The sequence below is a fragment of the Nocardiopsis sp. ATB16-24 genome (assembly GCF_030271535.1).
In the GTDB taxonomy this organism is placed as follows: Bacteria; Actinomycetota; Actinomycetes; order Streptosporangiales; family Streptosporangiaceae; genus Nocardiopsis.
The window spans coordinates 13,430-34,848 of sequence record NZ_JASCXJ010000016.1 but is presented as its reverse complement, the minus strand read 5'-3'; the positions used below and the strand labels follow the sequence as shown (position 1 = coordinate 34,848).

13 protein-coding genes are annotated in these 21,419 nt (G+C 70.3%); all 13 read left to right on the top strand.

Annotated elements, in window-relative coordinates; translation table 11 throughout:
* Positions 1 to 10: 10 nt before the first annotated feature.
* The 13 genes from PFX91_RS17040 (at position 11) to PFX91_RS16980 (ending at position 21,298) form a co-directional block, all read left to right on the top strand.
* Positions 11 to 5,032: a DNA repair ATPase gene (locus PFX91_RS17040; protein ID WP_285733065.1), complete on the top strand. Its 5,022-nt coding sequence runs from the start codon at positions 11 to 13 to the stop codon at positions 5,030 to 5,032.
* Positions 5,033 to 5,209: 177 nt separating this feature from the next.
* On the top strand, positions 5,210 to 6,199 hold the full coding sequence (locus tag PFX91_RS17035; protein ID WP_285733064.1) for a hypothetical protein: 990 nt from the start codon (positions 5,210 to 5,212) through the stop codon (positions 6,197 to 6,199).
* A 241-nt stretch (positions 6,200 to 6,440) separates the two neighbouring features.
* Positions 6,441 to 6,650, top strand: a complete 210-nt coding sequence (locus PFX91_RS17030) for a thiazolylpeptide-type bacteriocin (RefSeq protein WP_285733062.1) — start codon at positions 6,441 to 6,443, stop codon at positions 6,648 to 6,650.
* A 148-nt stretch (positions 6,651 to 6,798) separates the two neighbouring features.
* Positions 6,799 to 6,975: a thiazolylpeptide-type bacteriocin gene (locus PFX91_RS17025; RefSeq protein WP_285733060.1), complete on the top strand. Its 177-nt coding sequence runs from the start codon at positions 6,799 to 6,801 to the stop codon at positions 6,973 to 6,975.
* A gap of 79 nt (positions 6,976 to 7,054) precedes the next feature.
* Positions 7,055 to 7,957 carry an ABC transporter ATP-binding protein gene (locus PFX91_RS17020; protein WP_285733058.1) on the top strand — a complete coding sequence of 301 codons (903 nt, stop codon included), beginning with the start codon at positions 7,055 to 7,057 and terminating at the stop codon, positions 7,955 to 7,957.
* The gene (locus tag PFX91_RS17015) at positions 7,954 to 8,805 is read left to right on the top strand and encodes an ABC transporter permease (RefSeq protein ID WP_285733056.1); all 852 of its coding nucleotides are present in this window, start codon (positions 7,954 to 7,956) and stop codon (positions 8,803 to 8,805) included. Before PFX91_RS17020 ends, PFX91_RS17015 begins: the two co-directional genes overlap by 4 nt.
* Positions 8,802 to 11,513 carry a lantibiotic dehydratase gene (locus tag PFX91_RS17010; RefSeq protein WP_285733054.1) on the top strand — a complete coding sequence of 904 codons (2,712 nt, stop codon included), beginning with the start codon at positions 8,802 to 8,804 and terminating at the stop codon, positions 11,511 to 11,513. Before PFX91_RS17015 ends, PFX91_RS17010 begins: the two co-directional genes overlap by 4 nt.
* A gap of 14 nt (positions 11,514 to 11,527) precedes the next feature.
* Positions 11,528 to 12,646 carry a lantibiotic dehydratase C-terminal domain-containing protein gene (locus PFX91_RS17005; protein ID WP_285733052.1) on the top strand — a complete coding sequence of 373 codons (1,119 nt, stop codon included), beginning with the start codon at positions 11,528 to 11,530 and terminating at the stop codon, positions 12,644 to 12,646.
* Entirely contained in the window at positions 12,639 to 14,237 is a 1,599-nt protein-coding gene (locus PFX91_RS17000) for a hypothetical protein (protein WP_285733050.1), read from the top strand. The genes PFX91_RS17005 and PFX91_RS17000 overlap by 8 nt, the downstream gene beginning before the upstream one ends.
* A gap of 88 nt (positions 14,238 to 14,325) precedes the next feature.
* Positions 14,326 to 16,119, top strand: coding sequence for a TOMM precursor leader peptide-binding protein (locus PFX91_RS16995; protein WP_502888329.1), 1,794 nt, complete (start codon positions 14,326 to 14,328; stop codon positions 16,117 to 16,119).
* The gene (locus tag PFX91_RS16990) at positions 16,071 to 17,441 is read left to right on the top strand and encodes a hypothetical protein (protein ID WP_285733048.1); all 1,371 of its coding nucleotides are present in this window, start codon (positions 16,071 to 16,073) and stop codon (positions 17,439 to 17,441) included. The genes PFX91_RS16995 and PFX91_RS16990 overlap by 49 nt, the downstream gene beginning before the upstream one ends.
* 76 nt (positions 17,442 to 17,517) lie before the next feature.
* Positions 17,518 to 19,236, top strand: coding sequence for a thiopeptide-type bacteriocin biosynthesis protein (locus tag PFX91_RS16985; RefSeq protein WP_285733046.1), 1,719 nt, complete (start codon positions 17,518 to 17,520; stop codon positions 19,234 to 19,236).
* A 244-nt stretch (positions 19,237 to 19,480) separates the two neighbouring features.
* On the top strand, positions 19,481 to 21,298 hold the full coding sequence (locus PFX91_RS16980) for an acyl-CoA dehydrogenase (RefSeq protein ID WP_285733044.1): 1,818 nt from the start codon (positions 19,481 to 19,483) through the stop codon (positions 21,296 to 21,298).
* Positions 21,299 to 21,419 lie beyond the last annotated feature (121 nt).

The window sequence follows — 21,419 nt, the reverse complement described above, 5'->3', positions numbered from 1 at the left end:
GTAGCCCTCCGTGACCGAGGCCCTGTCTCAGCAGAACGCCGGGCCGAACGCCGAAGACGCGCAGTCCCTGGACGCGGGCACCTACGAGGTGCTCCGCGCCAGGCTGCGTGAGCAGAGCGGCGAGCTGGCCCGGCGGACCGAGGAACTGAACAAGCGCCGGGTGGAGGTGTTCGGGGGCACCGAACTGACCCTGCTCGGCACCGAACGCATCCGCACCGAGCACAACTGCGTGCCGCGGGACATCGTGAGCGTGGGACGTTCCGTCGGAGGCGACGCCGACGGCTCCGTGATCCTGTTCGGCTACAACGTCTTCATCGGCATGCAGCGCCAGACCCGCGTCCGCGACGTGTTCTCCATGCACCGGTACGAGCACACGGACGACGGCTTCGCCTTCACCGACGCCTCCGAGGACACCATTCCCGGGCTGCTGTCCGACGAGCGGTTCCGGCAGGACTTCGCCCAGCTCTACCGTTACTACCGCGACGCGCGTCTGCTCCAGCTGCGCCGGGTCGAGGACCGGCTGCTGGCCGTGTTCCAGACCGGACCGAGCACCGACGACGTGCGGGTGCTGCGGTGGTCGGTCTCGCCCTCCGGCGAGACCGCCTACCTCGACGCCCGAGGTGAGCGCGACCACGTGTTCCCCCCGTCGCACGACTTCACGTGGGTGGAGACCACCCGCGAGGACCACGTCTCGGGTCGCCATCCGCACATCTCGATCCTCGACGAACTGTTCGTGGAGACGGTCGGCGGCGACCTGACCATCAAGATCGAGGACAACACCGAGGTCGGCGAGGGCGTCTACAGCGAACCCGTGGACGAGCCGTTGCAGAGTCTGGCCGACGCCGCCGTGCACTACGCGCGGGTGGGCGCGCTCATCCTCCTGCGCGTGCTTCCCTACAACGAGACCGAGTGGCGGCACCTGGTCTTCAACACCCGTACCAAGGAGGTGGAGCGGCTCGACGGCGTCGGCCAGTCCTGTCAGCGCCTCCCCGACGACCAGGGACTGATCTTCCCCGGCGGCTACTACCTGGCCACCGGGGTGTCGCGGACCTTCGACACCGACGTCACCGACCTGGAGTTCGAACGCGTGGTGCGTTCGCCCAACGGCGAGGACGTGCTGTACGTCTTCCACTCCCGGGAGGACGGTCGCAGTCTGCTGCTGCCGTACAACACCATCCGCAAGGAGGTCGCCAACCCGATCGTCTGCCACGGTTACTCGCTGTTCGACGACGGCACCATGACGGTGTTCCGTGAGGGCTCGGGCGAACCCACCCGTGTCCACCCCATGCAGGTGTGGCGGACCCCGTACGTGTCCGACGTGTACGCGGCGGCGCAGCCGGTGGGGACCGGCCCCCTGGAGCGGATCGGCAACGCCGAGCTGGTGCGGGGCGTGTCCGAGTGCCTGTCGGTGACGCGGATGGCCCAGGACATGCGGCCTTCCACCGAGGTCTTCGAGGCCCTCATCTCCGCCTGTCGTCGGGTGGCAGACCGGTTCCACTGGTTGGCCGAGGAGGAGCTGGGCGATCTGGCCGGGCCCCTGTCCGAGGTGCGGAGCACCGCCGAGCGGGTGCTGGAGGAGTTCGAGACCGTCCAGACCCTGACACGGCAGGCCGCCGACACCCTGGCCGAGACCGAGGAGAGGGCGGTCGCGCTCATCCGCACCGCCCGCGGGGAGGCACCGCGGTCGGCGGAGGGCTGGGTGGCTCGGCTGACCGAGCTGCGCCGCGCCCAGGGGCAGGCGGCCACGCTGCGCGAGACGCGCTATGTGGACACCGAGCGTCTGGACGACCTGGACGGCAGGCTCTCGGAGGAGATCGCCGCCACGGGCCGCCGCACGGTGGCCTTCCTCGAACAGGACGACGCCTTCAGCGGGTACCACGACGAGGTGGACCGGTTGGTCGCGGACGCCGAGGGCATCGACGCGGTCAGCGCCGCGGCGGCGGTCGGTGAGCGCATCGCCGAACAGACCGAGGGGCTCCAGGTGGTCACCGAGGTCATCGGGTCGCTGGACATCGGTGACGCCCAGGTGCGCACGCGCATCCTGGAGCGGGTCAGCGAGGTCCTGGCCGGGATCAACCGGGCTCGCGCGACTCTGGAGACACGGCGCAAGGAGCTGCTGGCCCTGGAGGGGCGTGCGGAGTTCGCGGCCGAGTTCTCGCTGCTGGGGCAGGCGATCACGGGCGCGCTGGCCGCGGCCGACACCCCGGAGCGGTGCGACGAACAGCTGGGGCGGATCATGCTCCAGCTGGAGAACCTGGAGTCGCGCTTCGCCGAGTTCGACGACTTCCTCGCGGAGCTGTCGGACAAGCGCGAGGACGTCTACGAGGCGTTCTCCACCCGTAAGCAGGCCCTGGTGGACGAGCGGGCGCGGCGGGCCGACCGCCTGGCGTCGTCGGCCGCACGCGTGTTGGAGGGCGTGCACCGGCGGGTCGCCGCGTTGGGGACGCTGGAGGACGTCAACACCTATTTCGCGTCGGACGCGATGGTGGCGCGGCTGCGCAGGACCGTCGAGGAGATGCGCGAACTCGGCGACACCGTACGGGCGGAGGAACTGGAGGGGCGGATCCTGGCCGCCCGTCAGGAGGCGGGGCGTGCGCTACGCGACCGTGCCGACCTGTTCGAGGGCGGTGCGGGCGGCGAGACGATCCGGCTGGGCAGACACCGGTTCGCGATCAACGACCAGCCGATCGACCTGACCCTCACCCCGCACGACGGTGAGATGTCGGTGGCGATCACGGGCACCGACTTCCGTGCTCCGGTCACCGACGAGGAGTTCCGACGGACGCGCCACCTGTGGGATCGGGTGCTGGTGTCGGAGAGTCCACAGGTGTACCGGGCCGAGTACCTGGCCGCGTCGATCCTGGCCGCCGCCGAGGAGGGCCGGGACGGGCTGTCGCTGGAACGGCTGCACGAGGCGGAGGTGCACGCGGAGAACGGGGCCTCGCTGTCGGCCCTGGTGCGCGAGGCGGCCGAGTCCCGCTACGACGAGGGCTACGAGCGGGGTGTGCACGACCATGACGCGACACTGATCCTCTCGGCGTTGTTGCGGCTGCGCGCCGGTGCCGGACTGCTGCGTTACCCGGGCGGGACGCGCGCCGCGGCACAGGTGTTCTGGGCCTTCGGCACCACCGAGGAGCAGAGGACGGCGTGGCGGACCCGCGCGGGTTCGTTGGCACGTGCCCGCCAGGTGTTCGGCGTACGGGGATCGACCTCCATCGACGGGTTGCGCGCGGAACTGGCGGCCGGTGTGGACGACTTCCTGGTCGAGAACGGGCTGGCCCAGGACACCGACCTCGACCTGGTGGGCGAGTACCTGTTCGAGGAGCTCGCCCTGGACACCCCCAACGAACGGGGTTTCGTGACCGGGGCGGGCGCCCGTCTGTTGCTGGACCGGTTCCGTCGGGCGTTGGGCAGTGCCCAGGAGACCACGCGCAGAGCCTTCGAGGAGGACCTGCGCAGGCTCGACGGGGACCTGGCGGCGCGGCACCAGCTGGTGACGGCCTGGCTGGAGGCCTTCGCGACCACCTTGGAGAGGGTGGATCCGAGTGATCTGCCCGAGGCCGCGGCGATCGAACTGACGGGCAACGGCCTGGACCGATACGAGTCCTCGGCGTCCGTACAGGAGTCCGTGCACGGGCTCCTCGGTTCGCATCCGCGCGTGCGTGAGCGGTCCCTGGACCTGCGGCTGGACGAGTTCCTGTCTCGTACCCGCCGGTTCCGTTCGCGGGAGGTGCCCGCCTACCGGGACTTCCAGAGGAGGCGCAACGCACTGGTGGCGGCCGAGCGTGAACGCCTGCGGCTGGAGGAGTACCGGCCCAAGGTGATGAGCGGGTTCGTCCGCAACAGGCTGTTGGACGAGTCGTACCTGCCGCTGATCGGTGACAACCTGGCCAAGCAGTTGGGCGCGGCGGGCGACGACAAGCGCACCGACCAGAGCGGACTGCTGCTGCTCATCTCCCCTCCCGGGTACGGCAAGACCACGCTCATGGAGTACGTGGCCAGCCGCCTGGGGCTGGTGTTCGTGAAGGTCAACGGCCCCGCCCTGGGGCACGCGGTGACGTCGCTGGACCCGGACGAGGCTCCGGACGCCACCTCCCGCCAGGAGGTCGAGAAGATCTCCTTCGCGTTGGAGATGGGCGGCAACACGATGCTGTACCTGGACGACATCCAGCACACGAACCCCGAACTGCTACAGAAGTTCATCTCCCTGTGCGACGGACAGCGCCGCATGGAGGGTGTGTGGAACGGGCGGACCCGGACCTATGACCTGCGTGGCAAGCGGTTCGCGGTGTGCATGGCCGGTAACCCCTACACCGAACAGGGCAAGCGGTTCCGGATTCCGGACATGCTGGCCAACCGGGCCGACGTGTACAACCTGGGTGACGTGCTGTCGGGCAAGGAGGAGCTGTTCGCGCTGAGCTACATCGAGAACGCGCTCACCTCGAACCCGACCCTGGCGCCCCTGTCCACCCGGGACCGTGAGGACGTGTACCGGTTCGTGCGGATGGCCCGGGGGGAGGAGTCGGTGGGCACCGACCGGCTCGACCACCCGTACTCGGCGGCCGAGGTGGAGCGGATCGTGTCGGTCATGCGCAAACTGCTGCGGGTGCAGGAGGTGGTGCTGGCCAACAACCAGGCCTACATCGCCTCGGCGGCGCAGTCGGAGGACGCGCGCACCGAACCCCCCTTCCAACTCCAGGGGTCGTATCGGAACATGAACCGGCTGGCCGAGAAGATCGTGCCGGTCATGAACGACGCCGAGGTGGAGGCGGTCATCGACGACCACTATCTCGGTGAGGCTCAGACCCTGACCTCGGGCGCGGAGGCGAACCTGCTCAAGCTCGCGGAGCTGCGCGGGGTGATGACCCCCGAGCAGAAGGCCCGTTGGACCGAGGTCAAGGAGGCCTTCCGTCGAAGCCGTGCGCTGGGCGGAGCCGAGGACGACCCGTTGACCAGGGCCATCGGGGCGATGGGGCTGCTCGCCGACCGTGTGGGAGAGATCGGTACCGCGATCGAGCGCAACAGGGGATGAGAGCCCCCGTGGGGCCGCCGTCCGGGAACGGGCGGCGGCCTCCGCCATGTCCTGATGTCGGAATCGAGCACTTTTAGGGGTATTGCCCGCTCTCAGTGGGAGATGTAAGTTTCCTACGTGATTGTCTTCATCAGTGGAGACAACTGCCTCCATCCCGCTCGAAGTGAGGTACACACGGTGCGAAGACATCTCCCCCGAACCCCCGGCCGGGCCGGACGGCTCCTCGCCGCACTGGCCTCCGCCGCCCTCCTGTTCTGTTCACCGCAGGCCGTCCACGCGGACGAGGTCTCCGAGGAGCAGCTCGCACTGGAGGCCAAACTGGCCAACGCCACGATCCCGCCGGGACAGCTGACCTTCGGCGCCCAGGCCCTGGCCGCGGCGGAGGGCGTCGCGGCCGACGCCGCGGCGAACGCCTCCTGCCACGTCACTCCACAGCAGGCGACCGCGCTCGCCCTGGCCCCCGTCTGGCCCGAGGTCATCGCCGGGACCATGGCCACGCCCTCCCCCATGACGCTCTCGCGCTACGACAACCAGGACGGCCTCTACGACCCGGCCCGGCGCGCGGGGCTGTTCTTCAACCCCGGCGTGGGTCTGTGGCAGATGGATTCGGCCGGGCTGGGTACCCACAACACCGCAGGCGAGGCGATCGACTCCCACTGGGTGTCGGCCGTGGTCGTGCCCTACATCGTCGACAAGTACTGCACCGCCCTCAACGGCGGGTCGGACGCGCCCACGGCGCGCGCCACCGCCTGGCGCGACTGGAACGCCTGCGCCAGGGGCGCCTGCGACACCGCCTTCTGGCGCGCGATGAACAACGGGATCAGCGCCGACCCCTCCGTGGACCGTTACGGCGGGGCCAAGCCGCGCACCTGCGAGTACCAGGGAGTGGCCCACGACTGTCTCTTCGTGGACGTCGCCGACGCGCAGGGCGCCACCTGGTGGACCAACCCGGCCAGCGGCAGGTCACCGGTACCGCGCCCCTTCTACGTCCTGCGCACCGAGACCGGCGGATATCCACAGGAGGTCCGGGTGTGGCTCGCCGAGGACTCCGGCCACGGCGTCCACGTGGCCGTCACCCGTCCCTTCGGCGGCAACGCCCGGACGTCCTTGACCTGGACCGACGGGGTGGGTCTTTGCGACACCACCCTGCGACGCGGAGCCTGCTGACCCCTGACACGGCGAAGACCGGGGCCGCCGCCCCTCCACGGGCGGCGGCCCCGGCGTCTCCTCGTGCCCATTACCCCCGAAAAAAGGGACCCCGTTTCTTTCGGGACCTTGGCCCGTGTTTCCGAAAAGAAACACCCCGGTTACTGTGAGTACAAATTCAGATCACACTTAAGGATGCACAGTAAAACCTCTATCGACTTCTCTGATTGCGTGTTATTTTTCTTCCGCCCGGGGACTCGGCATGAAACGAACTAGCGAAGAGGCGCGTATGTCCTATTCGACGACACTGGACATCGATCTGCCAGATCTGGACTTCGACGACATGGAGGTGATGAGCGTCCGCGAGGCCGTCGCGGTCCCCGAAACCGGCGCGACGAGCGCCTCCAGCAGCTGCACCTCCACCTCGTGCTGCGGCTCCAGCAGCTGCTGCTCGGCCGGCTCCTGCGGCTGAGCCGGACACGACTGTATTCCCGAAAGAACAACCCCGAAACCTGAATTAAAAGTCACGCAGAGACAAAAAACCAAAGCGTGAATTAATTTCGTGTGCCTGCTGTAAGGCGCACACATCCCCTGACCTCAGAAGAAGGTGTTCGATGGCCATGGCCGACTCCCTCACGATCGATCTGCCGGACCTGGACTTCGACGACATGGAGGTGATGAGCGTCCGCGAGGCCGTCGCGGTCCCCGAAACCGGCGCGACGAGCGGCTCCAGCAGCTGCACCTCCACCTCGTGCTGCGGCTCCAGCAGCTGCTGTTCCTCCGGTTCCTGCGGCTAGACACGCTCAAGGGCGGCCCTTCCCCCCGGCACGGGCCGCCCCCTCACGTTCCACCCCCGACGAGCCACGAGGGCCCCACGTGTACGCCATCCAAGCCACCGACATCACCAAGGACTACGGAAAGGGGAACGTCCTTCACGGCGTCTCCTACCGGGTCCCCACCGGCCAGATCGCCGCCCTGCTCGGCCCCAACGGGGCCGGTAAGACGACGCTGATAGAGATCCTGGAAGGCCACCGGGGACGCACCTCGGGCCGGCTGTCCGTCCTCGGACTCGATCCGGGCGACCGCCGGGACTTCGCGCGCCTACGCAGGCGTATGAGCGTCGTCCTGCAACAGACGATGCTGGAGCCGGGCATGTCGGTGCGTGACATCCTGCGCCGTCACGCCTCCTATTACCCCGACCCTCTGGACATCGACGACGTCCTCGCGCAGGTCGATCTCGTCGACAAGCGCTCCGCCCTGGTCAAGTCCCTCTCCGACGGCATGCGCCGCCGTCTGGACCTGGCGCTGGCGCTGACCGGCCGGCCCGAACTGCTCTTCCTGGACGAACCCACCACGGGTCTGGACCCGGTGTCGCGCCGCCGTATCCGCGCCCTCGTCGCCGAGCTGCGTGACAGCGGCACCACCGTGGTCCTGACCTCCCACGACCTCGCCGAGGTCCAGGAGCTCGCCGACCGGGTGGACGTCATCCGCGGTGGTGAGTTCATCGCCTCGGGTACGCCCGACGAGTTGGTCCGGGGCTCCGCGGCCTTCACCGTGGTGGAGTTCGCCGACCCCGGTGTCGCCGCCGAGAGGCTGCCCGAGGGCGCCGCGCTCGTCAACGGCAGGGTGCGCATACAGACCAAGGAGCAGGACGCCGTCGTACGCCGACTCCAGGAGTGGGCGGAGCGGGAGAAGACCGAGATCAACGGTCTGACCGTGGTTCCGCCCAGCCTCGACGACGCCTACATCGCGATGCTGGAGACGGAGAAGGCCGAATGAGCACTGTCGAGACCGTACGCGCCGGACGCCGGCCCAGCAGCTTCCTCCTCCATGTGGACGGGGAGCTGAAGGAGTTCTGGCGCTCCCCCATCACCCTGGCCTTCATCGTCCTGATGCCGGTGATGTTCTACGTGGGCTTCGGGGTCGCGTTCCGCTCCCAGGCCGACGTGGTCCGTGTGGTCGGCGAACACCAGATCACCCAGGCCAACCTGAGCTTCGGAGGCATCCTCGGCTTCGCCCTGATGTCGGTGGCCTTCGCCAACGTGGCCATCGGCCTGGCCCTGCGCCGCCACCACGGCCTGTTCAAACGCTTCCGCACCACCCCGGTCAGCCCGGCCACCGTGATGGGCGCCTACCTGGTCAACACCCTGCTCACCGCGGTGATCGTGCTCGTCGTGGTCACGGCGATCGGCCTGCTCGGCATGGGGGTGACCCTGGACCCGGCACGGCTGCCGCAGTTGCTCGCCGCGCTCCTGCTCGGCTTCGTGTGCATGGCACCGTTGGGCGCCGCCGCGTCCCTGTTGCCGCCCAACGCCGACGCCACCGTGCCCATGATCAACGGCATCTTCTTCCCCGCGGCCTTCCTGGCCGGCGGCTTCATCATCCTGCCGTTGGGCGACACCGTCGGAGCGGTGGTGGACCTGCTACCGGGTCGCCCCCTGACCATCCTCATCCAGGGCGCCCTGGCCGAGTCCGGTCCCGTCTGGGACTGGCCGTCGGTGTGGCTGCTGCTCGCCTGGTCCCTGCTGGGCACCGTGGTGGCTCTGCGCTGGTTCCGCTGGGCCTCCGAACGTGAACCGCGCGGCTTCGGCGCGTCCAGGCGCAAGGGGTCGGAGGACGAGGGTTGAACCTGACGTCCTTCGACTGCGTGGAGGGCCCCTACCTCGTCTCCCGCGTGAACCTGTACCCCTACCTGCCGCTGCGCGGCACGGACGTGGAGGCGCACGACGAACTGCTGCGCGTCCTCGCCGAGGAGGAGTCGCGTCGGGAAGGGCTCCGCGAGAGGCTGCTCGAAGCCCTGCACGCGGTCGCCCCCGAGCTGGACGACGAGGAGCACCGGCGCACCGCTCTGAAGACCAAACGCGACGTGTACAACCGCCGTCCGCCCCGAATCCCGCTCACGGGTCATCCGATCACGTGGCGGATCGGCGCCCTCGCCGAGTGGGCGGAGAGCTGGGAGCGCACACGCGCCGCCGCCGAGGTCCTCGACTCCGCCCACGAGGCCGTCCTGTCCGAGGAGCGCGCCGCGCTGACCGCGTGGGCACGCGACCCGCACACCGAGCGCAGCATCGCGATGTCCAGTCCGGACCTGCACCGGGCGGTCGCGGCGCGGGCCGCCTCCGACGGACCTCCGGACAAACGGATGCGCAAGGCCGAACCCTCCCTGGTCCACTACCACTCGCGTTCCACGGTGAAGGTCAGCCCCTACTCGCTCTACACGGGCGTGTACTTCGACGACATGGAACGACCGTCCTCCGTGGAGCACGACGGCGAGCCGCTGCGGTTCGACGTCGACACCGCTCTGCGTCGACTGCTGGTCCGGCAGGCGGGGCGGGCGCTGGCCACCGACCCCGAAGCCCGTCTGGGCCTGGAGTGGGTGTTGACCGGCGGAGCCCGCCGCGCGGGCGACCGGCTGCTCGTACGCCGCCGCCGGTGGGCGCCGCCCTCCTCGGGGCTGCGCGCGGAGGCCTTCAGCGAGGAAGAGGTGCGCGTTCCGCTGACCGGGGCGTGGAAGCACCTGGTGGCCGCCCTCGAACACCGCGCCGCCCGCCCGGTGCGGTTGGACGAGCTGCGCGACGACCTGGCCTCCGACCTCGGACAGGAACCCGCCGCGGCCCTGGCCGTGTTGGACAAACTGATCGGGGCGGGGGTGCTCGTGCCATGGGCCCCTGCCGCCGAGCAGTCCCCGGACTTCGTTCGACGCTGGCACGACCTCGCGCGCGGCCTTCCCGGTCCCAGGGCGTCCCGGGTGGCCGCGGCCTTCGAGGCGACCCGGGAGGCACTCACGGGGTTCGCGACGGCCTCGGGGGCGGAGCGGGCGCGTTCGATCCTGCACCTCCAGCGTCTGTGGTCGGAGGCCCTGGACCCGGAGTACGGGAACGGCGACGCGCACGACGGGGGCGGGGAGGCGCCCTCCGGCTCCCACGGGACCCCGCCGTCCGTCCGACCCCCCGCCGCGGACCTGGTCTCCTCCCCCCTGGTGGAGGACTGCCACCTCTCGCACGGAGCGCCCGTCCCGCGTGAGTGGACCCGTAAGTGGACCGCCGACCTGCGCGGCCTCATGCCGCTGCTGTTCGCCCTGGACGACCAGAGGGTGCTGGCCGGGGCGTTGGAGAACGTCTTCGTGGCCCGCTACGGCCGAGGAGGACGCTGCACCGACCTGGACGAGTTCGCCGCACACGCCCGAGAGGCCTTTCCCCTGACGCAGCGCCTGATGGCGGGCGGCACCGGGGAGGCGGAAGGGGATCTGGCCCGGCTGTTGGCCGCCCGAAGGCGCGCGGTCGACCACCTCAACGAGCTGGCCAGGGAGGACGCCGAGGCGGTGGAGGTCGATCCGGCCGTGGTGGAGGAGGTCGCCGCGCTCCTGCCCGAGCGGGAGTTCGCGGCACGGCGCTCCTTCGCCGTGTTCGGTCAGCCGGACCGGGGCAGGCTCGTCCTCAACCACCTGTACGGCGGTCGGGCACGCTACTTCAGCCGGTTCCTGCCCGCTCTTCCGGAGGAGGTGCGGGACAGGATCGCCGCGCACGTGCGCAGGTTGAGCCCGCCCGGGGCCGACCTCGTGCACATGCGGTCCGCACTGGGGTTCAACGCCAACCTGTCGCCCCTGCTGGCCGACGAGGAGCTGGCCCTGCGCGACGAACCGGTCATGGCCGCGGGCCCCTCCACCGCGGAGCTGCATCTCGTGCACACGCCCCGGGGCCTGAGGCTGGTACGCGGCTCGCGGGAGATCGATCCCGTGTACACGGGCTTCCTCGTCCCGCACGCGCTTCCCTACGACGAGATGCTCGTGGCGATGGTCGCCGAATCCCCGTTCTTCTCCTTCGGCGACACCGTCATCGACCTGCACGAGCGTTGGGAGGAGGGGCGGTCCGCGCACCGTGTGCCGGGCGGGACTCCGCGGATCTCCTTCGGCGATGTGCTGCTCTTCCGCCGTCGCTGGCCCCTGGACTCCGCCATGTTGACCGCCCGCCCCGGGGAGGGGCCGGACCGGCTGTACCGCCGGATCAACGTGGAGCGGACCCTGCGGGGCATGCCCGACCAGGTGTTCGTCCGGCCGCTCCAGGGGTCCCGGATGGGGCCGATGGAACGTGCGATGGCGCCCAAACCCCAACACGTGGACTTCCTGAGCAGGCTGCACACGATGACCGCCGCGAAACGGTTGGCCCATCTGGGCCCGACCCTGTTCGCGGAGGAGTTCCTGCCCTCTCCGGAGCTGTCCGGTCTGGGCGGGCCGCGTGGCTCGCACGCCACGGAGGTGTTCCTCGAACTCTCCACCGTCCCCTCCCCCGTCCCTTCGGTGCCCGTTCCCCCAGGCGAAGTGAGGCTGGTTCCTTGACCGTCGGACTCCGAGTGACCTATTACGACAGCGACAAGAGCGCTCTCCTGGGAGAGTGCCTCGTACCGGCGGCCCAGGAGACCGCCCGGAAGGAGGGGATCACCGCCGCGTGGCTCCACCTGCACTGGCGGCTCGGCCCGCATTGCGTCCTGTACGCGGACGGCGAGGCCGAGGCCGTGGACGAGGCCGTGCGCGGTGTGGACGCCCGTGTACGGGACTTCCTGGCGCGCAGGCCGTCCACCCGCCCGATCGACCCCGACCAGTACGCGGTGTTCTCCGAGCGCATGGGCCGTCTGGAACTGGTGGAGCCTCCCTACGCGCCGCTTGAGCCGGACAACTCGATCCTCCGCGTGGAAGGCGACCCGGTGGACACGTTCCTCCGTGGACGCGAGGCCGCCGCGCTCAAGGGTCGGGTCCTGACCGACGGGATCTCGCGCGTGGCCGACCAGGTCGGCGGTACGGCGGTGACCGCCAACGTGTTCGCCGGGATGGGCGCGATCGCCTCCCAGTACCCCGAGTGGGGGCTTCGCTCCGGCTACCAGGCCTTCCTGTCCCACTGGAAGGAGTACTTCCACTGGTCGGATCCCGACGGGCGGGTGCAGGAGCGCCTGGCCGAGGCGTACCGGGCGCAGCGCGAGGAGCTGGTGGAGACGCTGCGCGCGCTCCACGAGGGCACCACGTCCGACCGGTTCGCCCTGTCATGGCTGGAGTGGACGCGGCGATGGCTGCCCGAGGCGGTGGCGCTGGCTCGCGAGGAGCACATCCTGCCCTTCCCCCACCCGGACCGGCTGGACACCGCGGCCCGCTTCGGCGAGGACATCCGGATCCGCTGGAGCGGGTCGGACGAGCGCTCCTACAGCGACTTCCACCGGGAGTTCCGCAAGCTGGACTTCACCCGTCTGGGCGACGGGTACGGTTTCGCCGCGTTCCGGTTCCTCATCAACTGCTTCTTCGACCTTCTGCCGCTGATGGGAGTGACACCGATCCAGCGTTACTCGATCGCGTACCTGTTCACCTCCGCCGCACAGGAGGTGGTGGGCGAGACCTGGGAGGAGACCGTGCGCCGCGTGGTGGACCACCAGCGCAACGACCCCGAGCTCAGGCCGACGCTGCCGTGGGTGGGCGATGTCTGACCACAGCATGCGGTTGAAGACCGCCGTCCGCGCCCGTTCCCTCGCCGAGGAGGGGATCGCCCTGAGCATGGGGACCACCGCCGTGGTGGTCCGGGGCGCACGGGCCGAGGCCCTGTGGCACGCCCTGGAACCCACGTTGCGCTCGGGGTTCACCCGCCGGACGTTGACCGAGCGGTTCCCGGCCAAGGGCAGAGCGTTCCTGGAGGGCGTGCTGGACCAACTGGAGGAGCACGCCTTCCTGCGCGAGGTCGAGGAGGAGCATGAGCTCTCGGGCTCCGAACTCGTCGCCTATCCGCACCTGGAGTCCTTGACCGCGCGGCCGTACGCGGCGCTGCGCGCGCTCGCGGAGAGCACGGTACGGGTCCGGTCCTCCTGTGCGCTGCTCGAAGCCGAGGTGCGCCGGGCGCTGGGACGCGCCGGTTTCCGCGAGGTGCACGCCGACACCGAGTCGGGCCCCGGTGCGTTGCTGACCACGCGACTCTGCGTCCCCGGACACAAGGAGGCGCTGCACCTGGTCGCCTCCGGCCGGGGGATCTGGGTGTCGGGGCCGCGCAACACCTCCGCCGACCCCGAGTTGTCACAGCGCGTCCGGACCTGGTTCGAGGGTCTCGACGACACCGGATCCGACGGGACCGTGGAGGAGGCCGGGCTGTCGCTCACCCGCTCCCTGGTGGCGGCCCAGCTGTCCCTGGCCCTGGTGGCACAGGTGGCCCGGAGCGTGGAGGAGACGGACCCTCCGCGGGATCCGGAGTTCATGGTGACCACGGACGAACTGGTCAGCGAGCCGCACCCGTTCGTGGTCCTGCCCGCTCTGGACCCCCGTGTCCCCGAGCCCCTTCCCCGGGAGGCCGCACCGCCGGAGGAGGTGACCGAGCGGTTGGACTCCGTGGCCCCTCTGTGGGACCGGGTCTTCGGCCCGGTGGGTGAACCGCGACCGGACGACCTGGAGCAGTTGCCCGTGGGGGCGGCCCGCGTGGACCGTTCCTCCCTGTTCGGCGCCGGCGCCACCACCGCGACGGCCCGGGTGGACGCGCTGCTCACCGCCCTGCACGCCGTCGCCCGCTCGGCCGGGTCGGAGTCCGAAGCCCTGGGGCTGGGGTTGACCCCCTCCGCGGCCGTCGGCGAGGCGGTCGGCAACCTGGTGACGGAAGACCACGACCGTTGGAGGGACACCGACCCCTCGGAGCCGATGTCGGCGTCCGCCCGCAGACTGTGGGCGGCGCTGACACTGCGTTTCGGTGTGGACGCGCGACTGCTCCACCAGAAGTCGGACGACCTCGGTCTGTGGCGGGTCACCGTCCTCGGACCGGACGGGGCGCCCATGGGCGCCAGCGCGGCCCCCGAGACCGACGCCGCCGCGCACGAGGCCCTGCTCCGCGCGGTCGCACGCGTCCAACTCGGCCGGGGGACGGACCCTCCTTCCTTCGTGGACACCGTTTCGCTGCCGGTGACGACGACGAGAACCGGTCCCGTGACCGCGTCCCTGGAGCGCTGGGCGCACGAGACCGGCCTGGTGCGGGTGTACGCGCCCGGCGGGGCCGGCTCATGGGCGGCGCGTGGCGTGTACGCGGTGGTGGCCTCATGGACCTGACGACGTGGACGGACGCGCCGGTGACCGCGCGTCCCTCCCCCCACGAACGCAAGAGCGACAAGAGTAAGGAGGTGGGCCGTTGACCACCGTGTCCTCCCGGGCACTGCGGCTCCTCTCCCCGGGCACCACCCTGGCCGAACCCCGCACCGTCCCGGCTGGCGGGGGACTGCTCCACGTGGCGATGAGCGGCGCGCTCGCGATCGTCGGCCCGTGGACCCCGCGTGGTTCCACCGGCTGTGCCCGGTGCGCCGCGCTCTGGCGTCGGGACGTGGAGGGCGACACCTTTCCCGAGGAGGACGTCCCCGACGTCCTCCCGTTGTGGACGGACGTCCTCGACCCCCTGATCGACTCCGCCGTACACGACCCCGACGGGTTGCGGTCGGCCATGCTCGCCCTGGACTGCCGCACCGGCGAGGTCACACGGCACAGTCTCGTCCCGCATCCGGGTTGCGCTCACTGTTTCCCCGACGGCGTGGGGCTCGCCGTGTCCGGCGGTCTGGATCTGCGGACCCCCCAGCCGATCCGGGGTGACGCCCTGCGTACCCGATCCATGTCCCGCTCGGGGCTGCGCGCGCGACTGCTGGACTTCCGGTTCGGCCCCGCCGCCCACGTCTACCGGGACGAGGAGTCACCCCTGTCCCTCATGACGTGCGAGACCGTCGCCCCCGGTCACACCAGGAGAGAGGGGGGCTACGGACGTTCCCTGCGCTTCTCCGACAGCGAGGTCCCGGCCTTCCTCGAAGGCGTCGAGCGTGTCACCGGTGGCCACCGGCACAACGGCGCCCCCCGGATCTTCGGCAGCTACGCCGAGCTGGCCGAGGACGCGCTGGATCCCGAACGGCTCGGCCTGCACGAACCCGAGTGGTACGGACATCCGGCCTTCGACCTGGTCCCCTACGCGCCTGACGTCCCCACGTGGTGGGTGTGGGGGTGGTCCACGCTGGAACGCCGCCGGATCCTGGTGCCCGAACACGTGGCGTACTGGCACGCGGGCACCGAGGGCACCCGCTTCCTGTACGAGTCGTCCAACGGCTGCGCGGTCGGCGGAACCCTGGAGGAGGCCGTCCTCTACGGATTGTTCGAGGTGGTGGAGCGCGACGCGTTCCTGCTCGCCTGGTACTCGCGCACGCGGCTGCGTGAGATCGAGGTGGACGACGGTGACCACGCCCTCGTCCACCTGACCGACCTGGTGGAGGAACGCGGGCTTCGGCTGCGACTGCTCGATCTGACCTCCGACCTGGGGATCCCCACCGCGCTGGCGGTGGTGACCGCTCCCCGGGAAGCGGTCCGTTCGGGGGTCGCGCCCGCGTTGAGCCTGGCCACCGGTACCCATCTGGATCCCCGGCGCGCGATCATGGCGGCGGTGGAGGAGACCGCCACCAACGCGCTGATGTACCCCAAGTGGGTGCGCATGCGCGCGTCGGTCGACGTCGAGCGCTGCCGCCCCATGCTCGATGACTTCACCCTGGTCAGGACCCTGGAGGACCACACCGGTATGCACGGGCTGTGGGAGGCGCGCCCGCACTGGGAGTTCCTGGAGTCCCCCTCCTCCACGATCTCGGCACGGGAGTTCGTCGCGGGCCGCCCCTCCTCCTTCGCCGGGGCCGACCTCACGGCCCTTCTCCGCGAGCGTCTGGAGGCCGTGCACGCCCTCGGCTTGGACGTGGTCGTGGTGGACCAGAGCAGTGCCCCGTACACGGAGGCGGCCGGCGTCCGCTCCGTGAAGGTGATCGTCCCCGGTGCCCTGCCGATGACCTTCGGCCACACCCACCGCCGTACCCGCTCGCTGGAGCGACTGACCCGCGCGTCGACGCTGTTCGAGGGAGGAGTGCCATGGGAGCGACACGGCCGGATCCACCCGGTACCGCACCCGTTCCCGTGACCGGATCGAAGGTCACGGCCGCCGACTCCGTCCGTGCCCTGGCGGACTTCCACGGCCAGTCACACGACAAGGACGTCTCCCAGGTGGAGACCCTGTTCTTCGGCCCGCGTCCGTCCAACGGTCTGGCCGGGGTCGTGCCCGGACAGTTCCGTCCGTCCCTGCCGGCGCTCTCGCCGCTGCGTGGACTGGACGCCGGCGGACCCCCGCTCGACGGCTCCTGGACACGCGCGCAGCGCCTGCTCGCCGCGTGCGTGGAGGCGGTGCGGGTACGCCGCATCTCCGCCGCCGACCGCTATCCGGTGCACCGGGCCTACCCGTCTCCCCGCGGGCTCTTCGGTGCCGACCTGTTCCTGGTCTCGGCAGGCACCGATCCCTGGTGTCTGCGCGTGGACCCGCAGTCCCACGCCCTCCAACCATGGGGCGGCGCGTCCGCCCCCACGGACACGGAGGAACTCGCCGGCGCCCGTCTCGTCGTGGCGGTGGACCACCGCCGTTATCCCCCCGAGTACGGACGGCTGCGCCCCTCCCTGGCGCTCCTGGAGGGCGGGCACCTGCTGGCGACGCTCGGGCTCGCCCTGGAACGGGCGGGGCTTCGTCCCCGCACGCACTTCGGTCCGACCGACGTCCCCGTGCCCGACGGTTTCGCCCCCTGCGGCGCGGTCACCCTGGCACCGGAACACCCGGAGGACCCGGAGGGCACCGTCCCGGTGGTGGAGGCGGAGGCGCTGGCCCGGGTGGTCGCCGCCTGCGCCCCCACGGGCGTGCCGCTGCGCCGCTGGCTGGACGAGCGCACCAGCGGCGTGTCCACCGCCAACCTGGTCACCAGCGCCCACGTCTCCCCCGAGGAGGGGGAGCGGATCACCGCCTCGCTGGTGGCCGCCCTCGCCGCGGCCCGGACGGCCTGCCCCGCGTCACCGCGCCTGTACCGCAAGGTCCTCGTCGACGACCGGGTGGACGACCGCGCCGTGTGCGAGGTCACCGCCGAGGGCACCGCGCTTCCGGCCCGTGGCGTGCCCCGCACCGGGGAGACCAACTTCTCCTCCGCCCTCGGCTACACGCTCGCCGTGGACTTCCACCCGTGGGCGCGCGCCCACGGGGAGCGGGCCCAGACCGTTCTGCACACCCTCCTGGGCTGGATCGCGCAGTGGGGCTGCCTCGGTGCCGCCGCCACCGGCCTGTGCGCCCGCCCCATGCGCAACTACCAGGAGGCCGAGTGGGCGACGGTCCTCGGGCTCGATCCGTCCTCGACCCCCGCCTACCAGCTCTGGGTACGCGCCGAACGCGGTTCCTACATGGACCTGCCCGTCGACGCCGCCCGCTGAAGAGGACCCGAAGCGACCGCGCGCCCGATCCCGTTCCCGCGCACGACCGCGATCCCCCACACACCAAGGAGGCCCCATGACCCGTCACTGGTCGGCCGTGTACGTCTACCTCCACCGCGAACGCGACCGCATCGACGCCTTCCTGTTGGACCATCTGGCCCCACGCGCGGAGGAGCTGGTGTCCCGAGGACGGGCCAAGGCATGGTTCTTCCTGCGTTACTGGGACGGCGGCCCCCACCTGCGGGTACGTTTCCTGGACGCCGACCCCGAAGCGATCCGGGAGTTCTCCCAGAGCATGCGCGAAGCCGCGGAGAAGACCTCCGGCGAGGCGGTCGCCTTGGACAGCGCCGCCTACTACGCGGATCTGCCCCAGGCCGACACCGAGCGCTGGCACGGCGACGGCGACGTCGTCGAGGCCGTCTACGAGCCGGAGACCGAACGCTACGGGGGTCCTCGGGCGTTGGAGGTGTGCGAGGACTTCTTCTGTACCAGTTCGGCCATCGCCCTGGCGGTGCTGCGCTCCGCGCCACGGACGGACCAGCGCCAGGTCGTGGCCGCCGACCTGACATCGCTCGCCTTCGGGATACTCGGCCTCTCCGACGTGGAGGCCGTACGTCAGGCCCGCGGCTACCACGCGGCCTGGGACTACTCCGCCGAGGTCGCCAGGGGCGTCAGCCGTGCCAGGGAGGAGGCCGAGGCGCTCTTCCACTCCTCACCCTCGCGTTGGCTCCAACGACGGACGCGCGTGGAGCGTCTGGTCGCCGGCGCGGGTTCCTCCACCCATCACCTGTGGCACCGGGCGCTCGGCGAGACCGTGGCGAGACTACGCCGACTGCACCAGGAGAGACCGCTCACCAATGACCTCACACGTATCGTGTGGTCCCTCCTGCACATGAACAACAACCGGCTCGGTCTAGACATCGAGGACGAACGCCGTATCGCGTGGCTGTTGTCACTGTCCTACCCCCGGTGGGAACCGGCCGGCGACTTCTTCGGCTCCGAGGTGGCCTCGCCCGACCGGGCGTACGCGGAGGCGAGCAAGTACCGCACGGCGACCATCGGCGGCGAGCACCTGCCCCGACCGGTACCGGCCGAGCGGCCCCCCGTTCATGGGACGGGGGGGTTCGGTCCGGTGGATCTTCCCGAACCCGCCCCGTTGTCCCTTCCGATCGGCGACGTGTTGGCCCGGCGTCACAGCGCCCACGGGGACTACGGCTCCCACCTTTCCCTGACGGACCTGTCGTCCCTTCTGGGACACGCGGCGGGTGTCAGTCACGTTCGCGCGGGCGAGCCGCTCCGCCGGAAGCCGCCCCGCAACCACCCGAGCCCGGGGGCGGCCTACGCCACGCAGGTGTGGCTGATCGCCCGGCACGTGTCGGGCCTGGACAGGGGCACCTACCGCTACCTCGCCGAGGAGCACCGTCTCCTCCGGGCCGATCACGCCACCGCGGCGGACCGGCTCTCGGAGCTGTCCCCGTTCCTGCGGGGATCGCCGGACGGCCGTCCGGGAGCCGTCGCGGACACGATCGGCGCGCTGGTGGTGCTGGTGGGTGATCTGGGGAGGCTGCGTGAAGGCTACGGCCAGCGCGCGCTGCGCCTGCTCCTCCAGGAGGCCGGACACGTGGCACAGAATCTGTCCCTGTGCGCGACGGCCCTGGGTCTGCGGAGTCTGGTCGTGTCGGGGTTCGCCGACGACGCGGTGAACGAGCGACTGCATCTGGACGGGGTGGACCGGACCGCGCTGACGTTGTTGCCGGTGGGTTCGCCACCGAAGACGAATCCGCACCGGCGCTGACCGGGGCGCGGACGCCGAACCGCCCTGTGGAGGGCGTCCCACCACAGCGCGGAGGTCTCACCCCCGTACACACAGAACGTCACCACATGCCCGAATTTCGGCTTTTGTGTGCGTCTTATGTCCTCTGCGACACACCTCCCTATCCCTACTGGCGCACATGTCTACTGGGTAGTAACATTGACTTGTTACTAGTCGGTAGATCCGCGTGTACAGACACCGCGGCCGGGACACAGCGGAGCTGTCCATGACGCATTACAAGAGCAACCTGCGCGACATCGAGTTCAACCTCTTCGAGGTCTTCAAGCGCCAGGACATCCTGGGCCAGGCCCCCTTCGAGGAGCTCGACGAGGAGACCGCCCGCACGATCCTGGACGAGGTCAACCGCCTCGCCACCGGTGTCATCGCCGAGTCCTTCGAGGACGCCGACCGCAACCCGCCGGTCTTCGACCCGAAGACCAACAGCGTCACCATGCCCGAGAGCCTGAAGAAGTCGTACCAGGCCTACATGGACGCCGGCTGGTACAACCTCGACCTCGGCCAGGAGCTCGACGGCCTCGGTGCCCCCCGTTCCCTCGTCTGGTCCGCCGCCGAGCTGATCCTCGGTTCCAACCCCGCCGTGCACATGTACTCGGCCGGCCCCGGATTCGCGAGCATCCTCTACTCCGAGGGCAACGAGAAGCAGAAGGAGTTCGCCAAGCTCGCCATCGAGCGCGGCTGGGGCGCCACCATGGTCCTGACCGAGCCCGACGCCGGCTCCGACGTCGGTGCCGGCCGCACCAAGGCCATCGACCAGGGCGACGGCACCTGGCACATCGAGGGCGTGAAGCGCTTCATCACCTCGGCCGAGCACGACATGAGCGAGAACATCTTCCACCTGGTGCTCGCGCGCCCCGAGGGCGCGGGCCCCGGCACCAAGGGTCTGTCCCTCTTCCTCGTCCCCAAGTACCTCGTCAACGAGGACGGCTCGCTCGGTGAGCGCAACGGCGCCTACGTGACCAACGTCGAGGACAAGATGGGGCTGAAGGCCTCCACCACCTGTGAGCTGACCTTCGGCGACAAGCACCCCGCCATCGGCTACCTCGTGGGCGACAAGCACGACGGCATCCGCCAGATGTTCCTCATCATCGAGTACGCGCGCATGATGGTCGGCACGAAGGCGATCGCCACCCTCTCCACCGGTTACCTCAACGCGCTGGAGTACGCCAAGGAGCGCGTCCAGGGCAACGACCTGGCCGCGGGCAAGGACTCCCCCAAGGTCACCATCACCCACCACCCGGACGTGCGCCGCAGCCTCATGACGCAGAAGTCCTACGTGGAGGCCATGCGCGCCCTGGTCCTGTACACCGCGACCCAGCAGGACGCGATCCAGATCGCGCAGGCCCAGGGGCGGGACACCGCGGAACTGGAGGCGATGAACGACCTCCTGCTGCCGATCGTCAAGGGCGTGGGCTCCGAGCGCTCCTACGCCCTGCTCGCCGAGTCCCTCCAGACCCTGGGCGGCTCCGGGTTCCTCCAGGAGTACCCGATCGAGCAGTACATCCGCGACGCCAAGATCGACACCCTCTACGAGGGCACCACCGCCATCCAGGCCCAGGACTTCTTCTTCCGCAAGATCGTCAGGAACGGCGGTCAGGCGGTGGGCAAGCTGGCCGCCGAGATCAAGGCCTTCGCCCAGAGCGACGCCGGCAACGGCCGCCTCAAGGAGGAGCGCGCCCTGCTCCTGGAGGCCACCGAGCACGTGGAGAAGATCGTCGAGCTCATGGTCGGCCACGCGATGGGCTCCGCCGAGAACCCGCGCGAGCTGTACAAGGTGGGCCTGAACGCCACCCGCCTGCTCATGGCCTTCGGTGACGTCGTCCTGGGATGGCTGCTGCTGCGCCAGGCCGAGGTGGCGCTCAACAGCGTCGACGACGCCACCGGCGAGGACAAGGACTTCTACACCGGCAAGATCGCCGCCGCGCGCTTCTTCGCCGACCAGGTCCTGCCGCGCGTCGCCGCCGAGCGTCGCATCGCCGAGAACGTGAACCTGGACCTGATGGAGGTCCCCGAGTCCGCCTTCTAGGACGACTCCGCACCCCGAGAACGGGCGGGGCGGTCTTCGGACCGCCCCGCCCGTTCCCTTCCGTGCACACCCCACCAGGGCCGAGGAGGTGCCCGGAAGGCGACGGCGAGGTCCGTCGGGT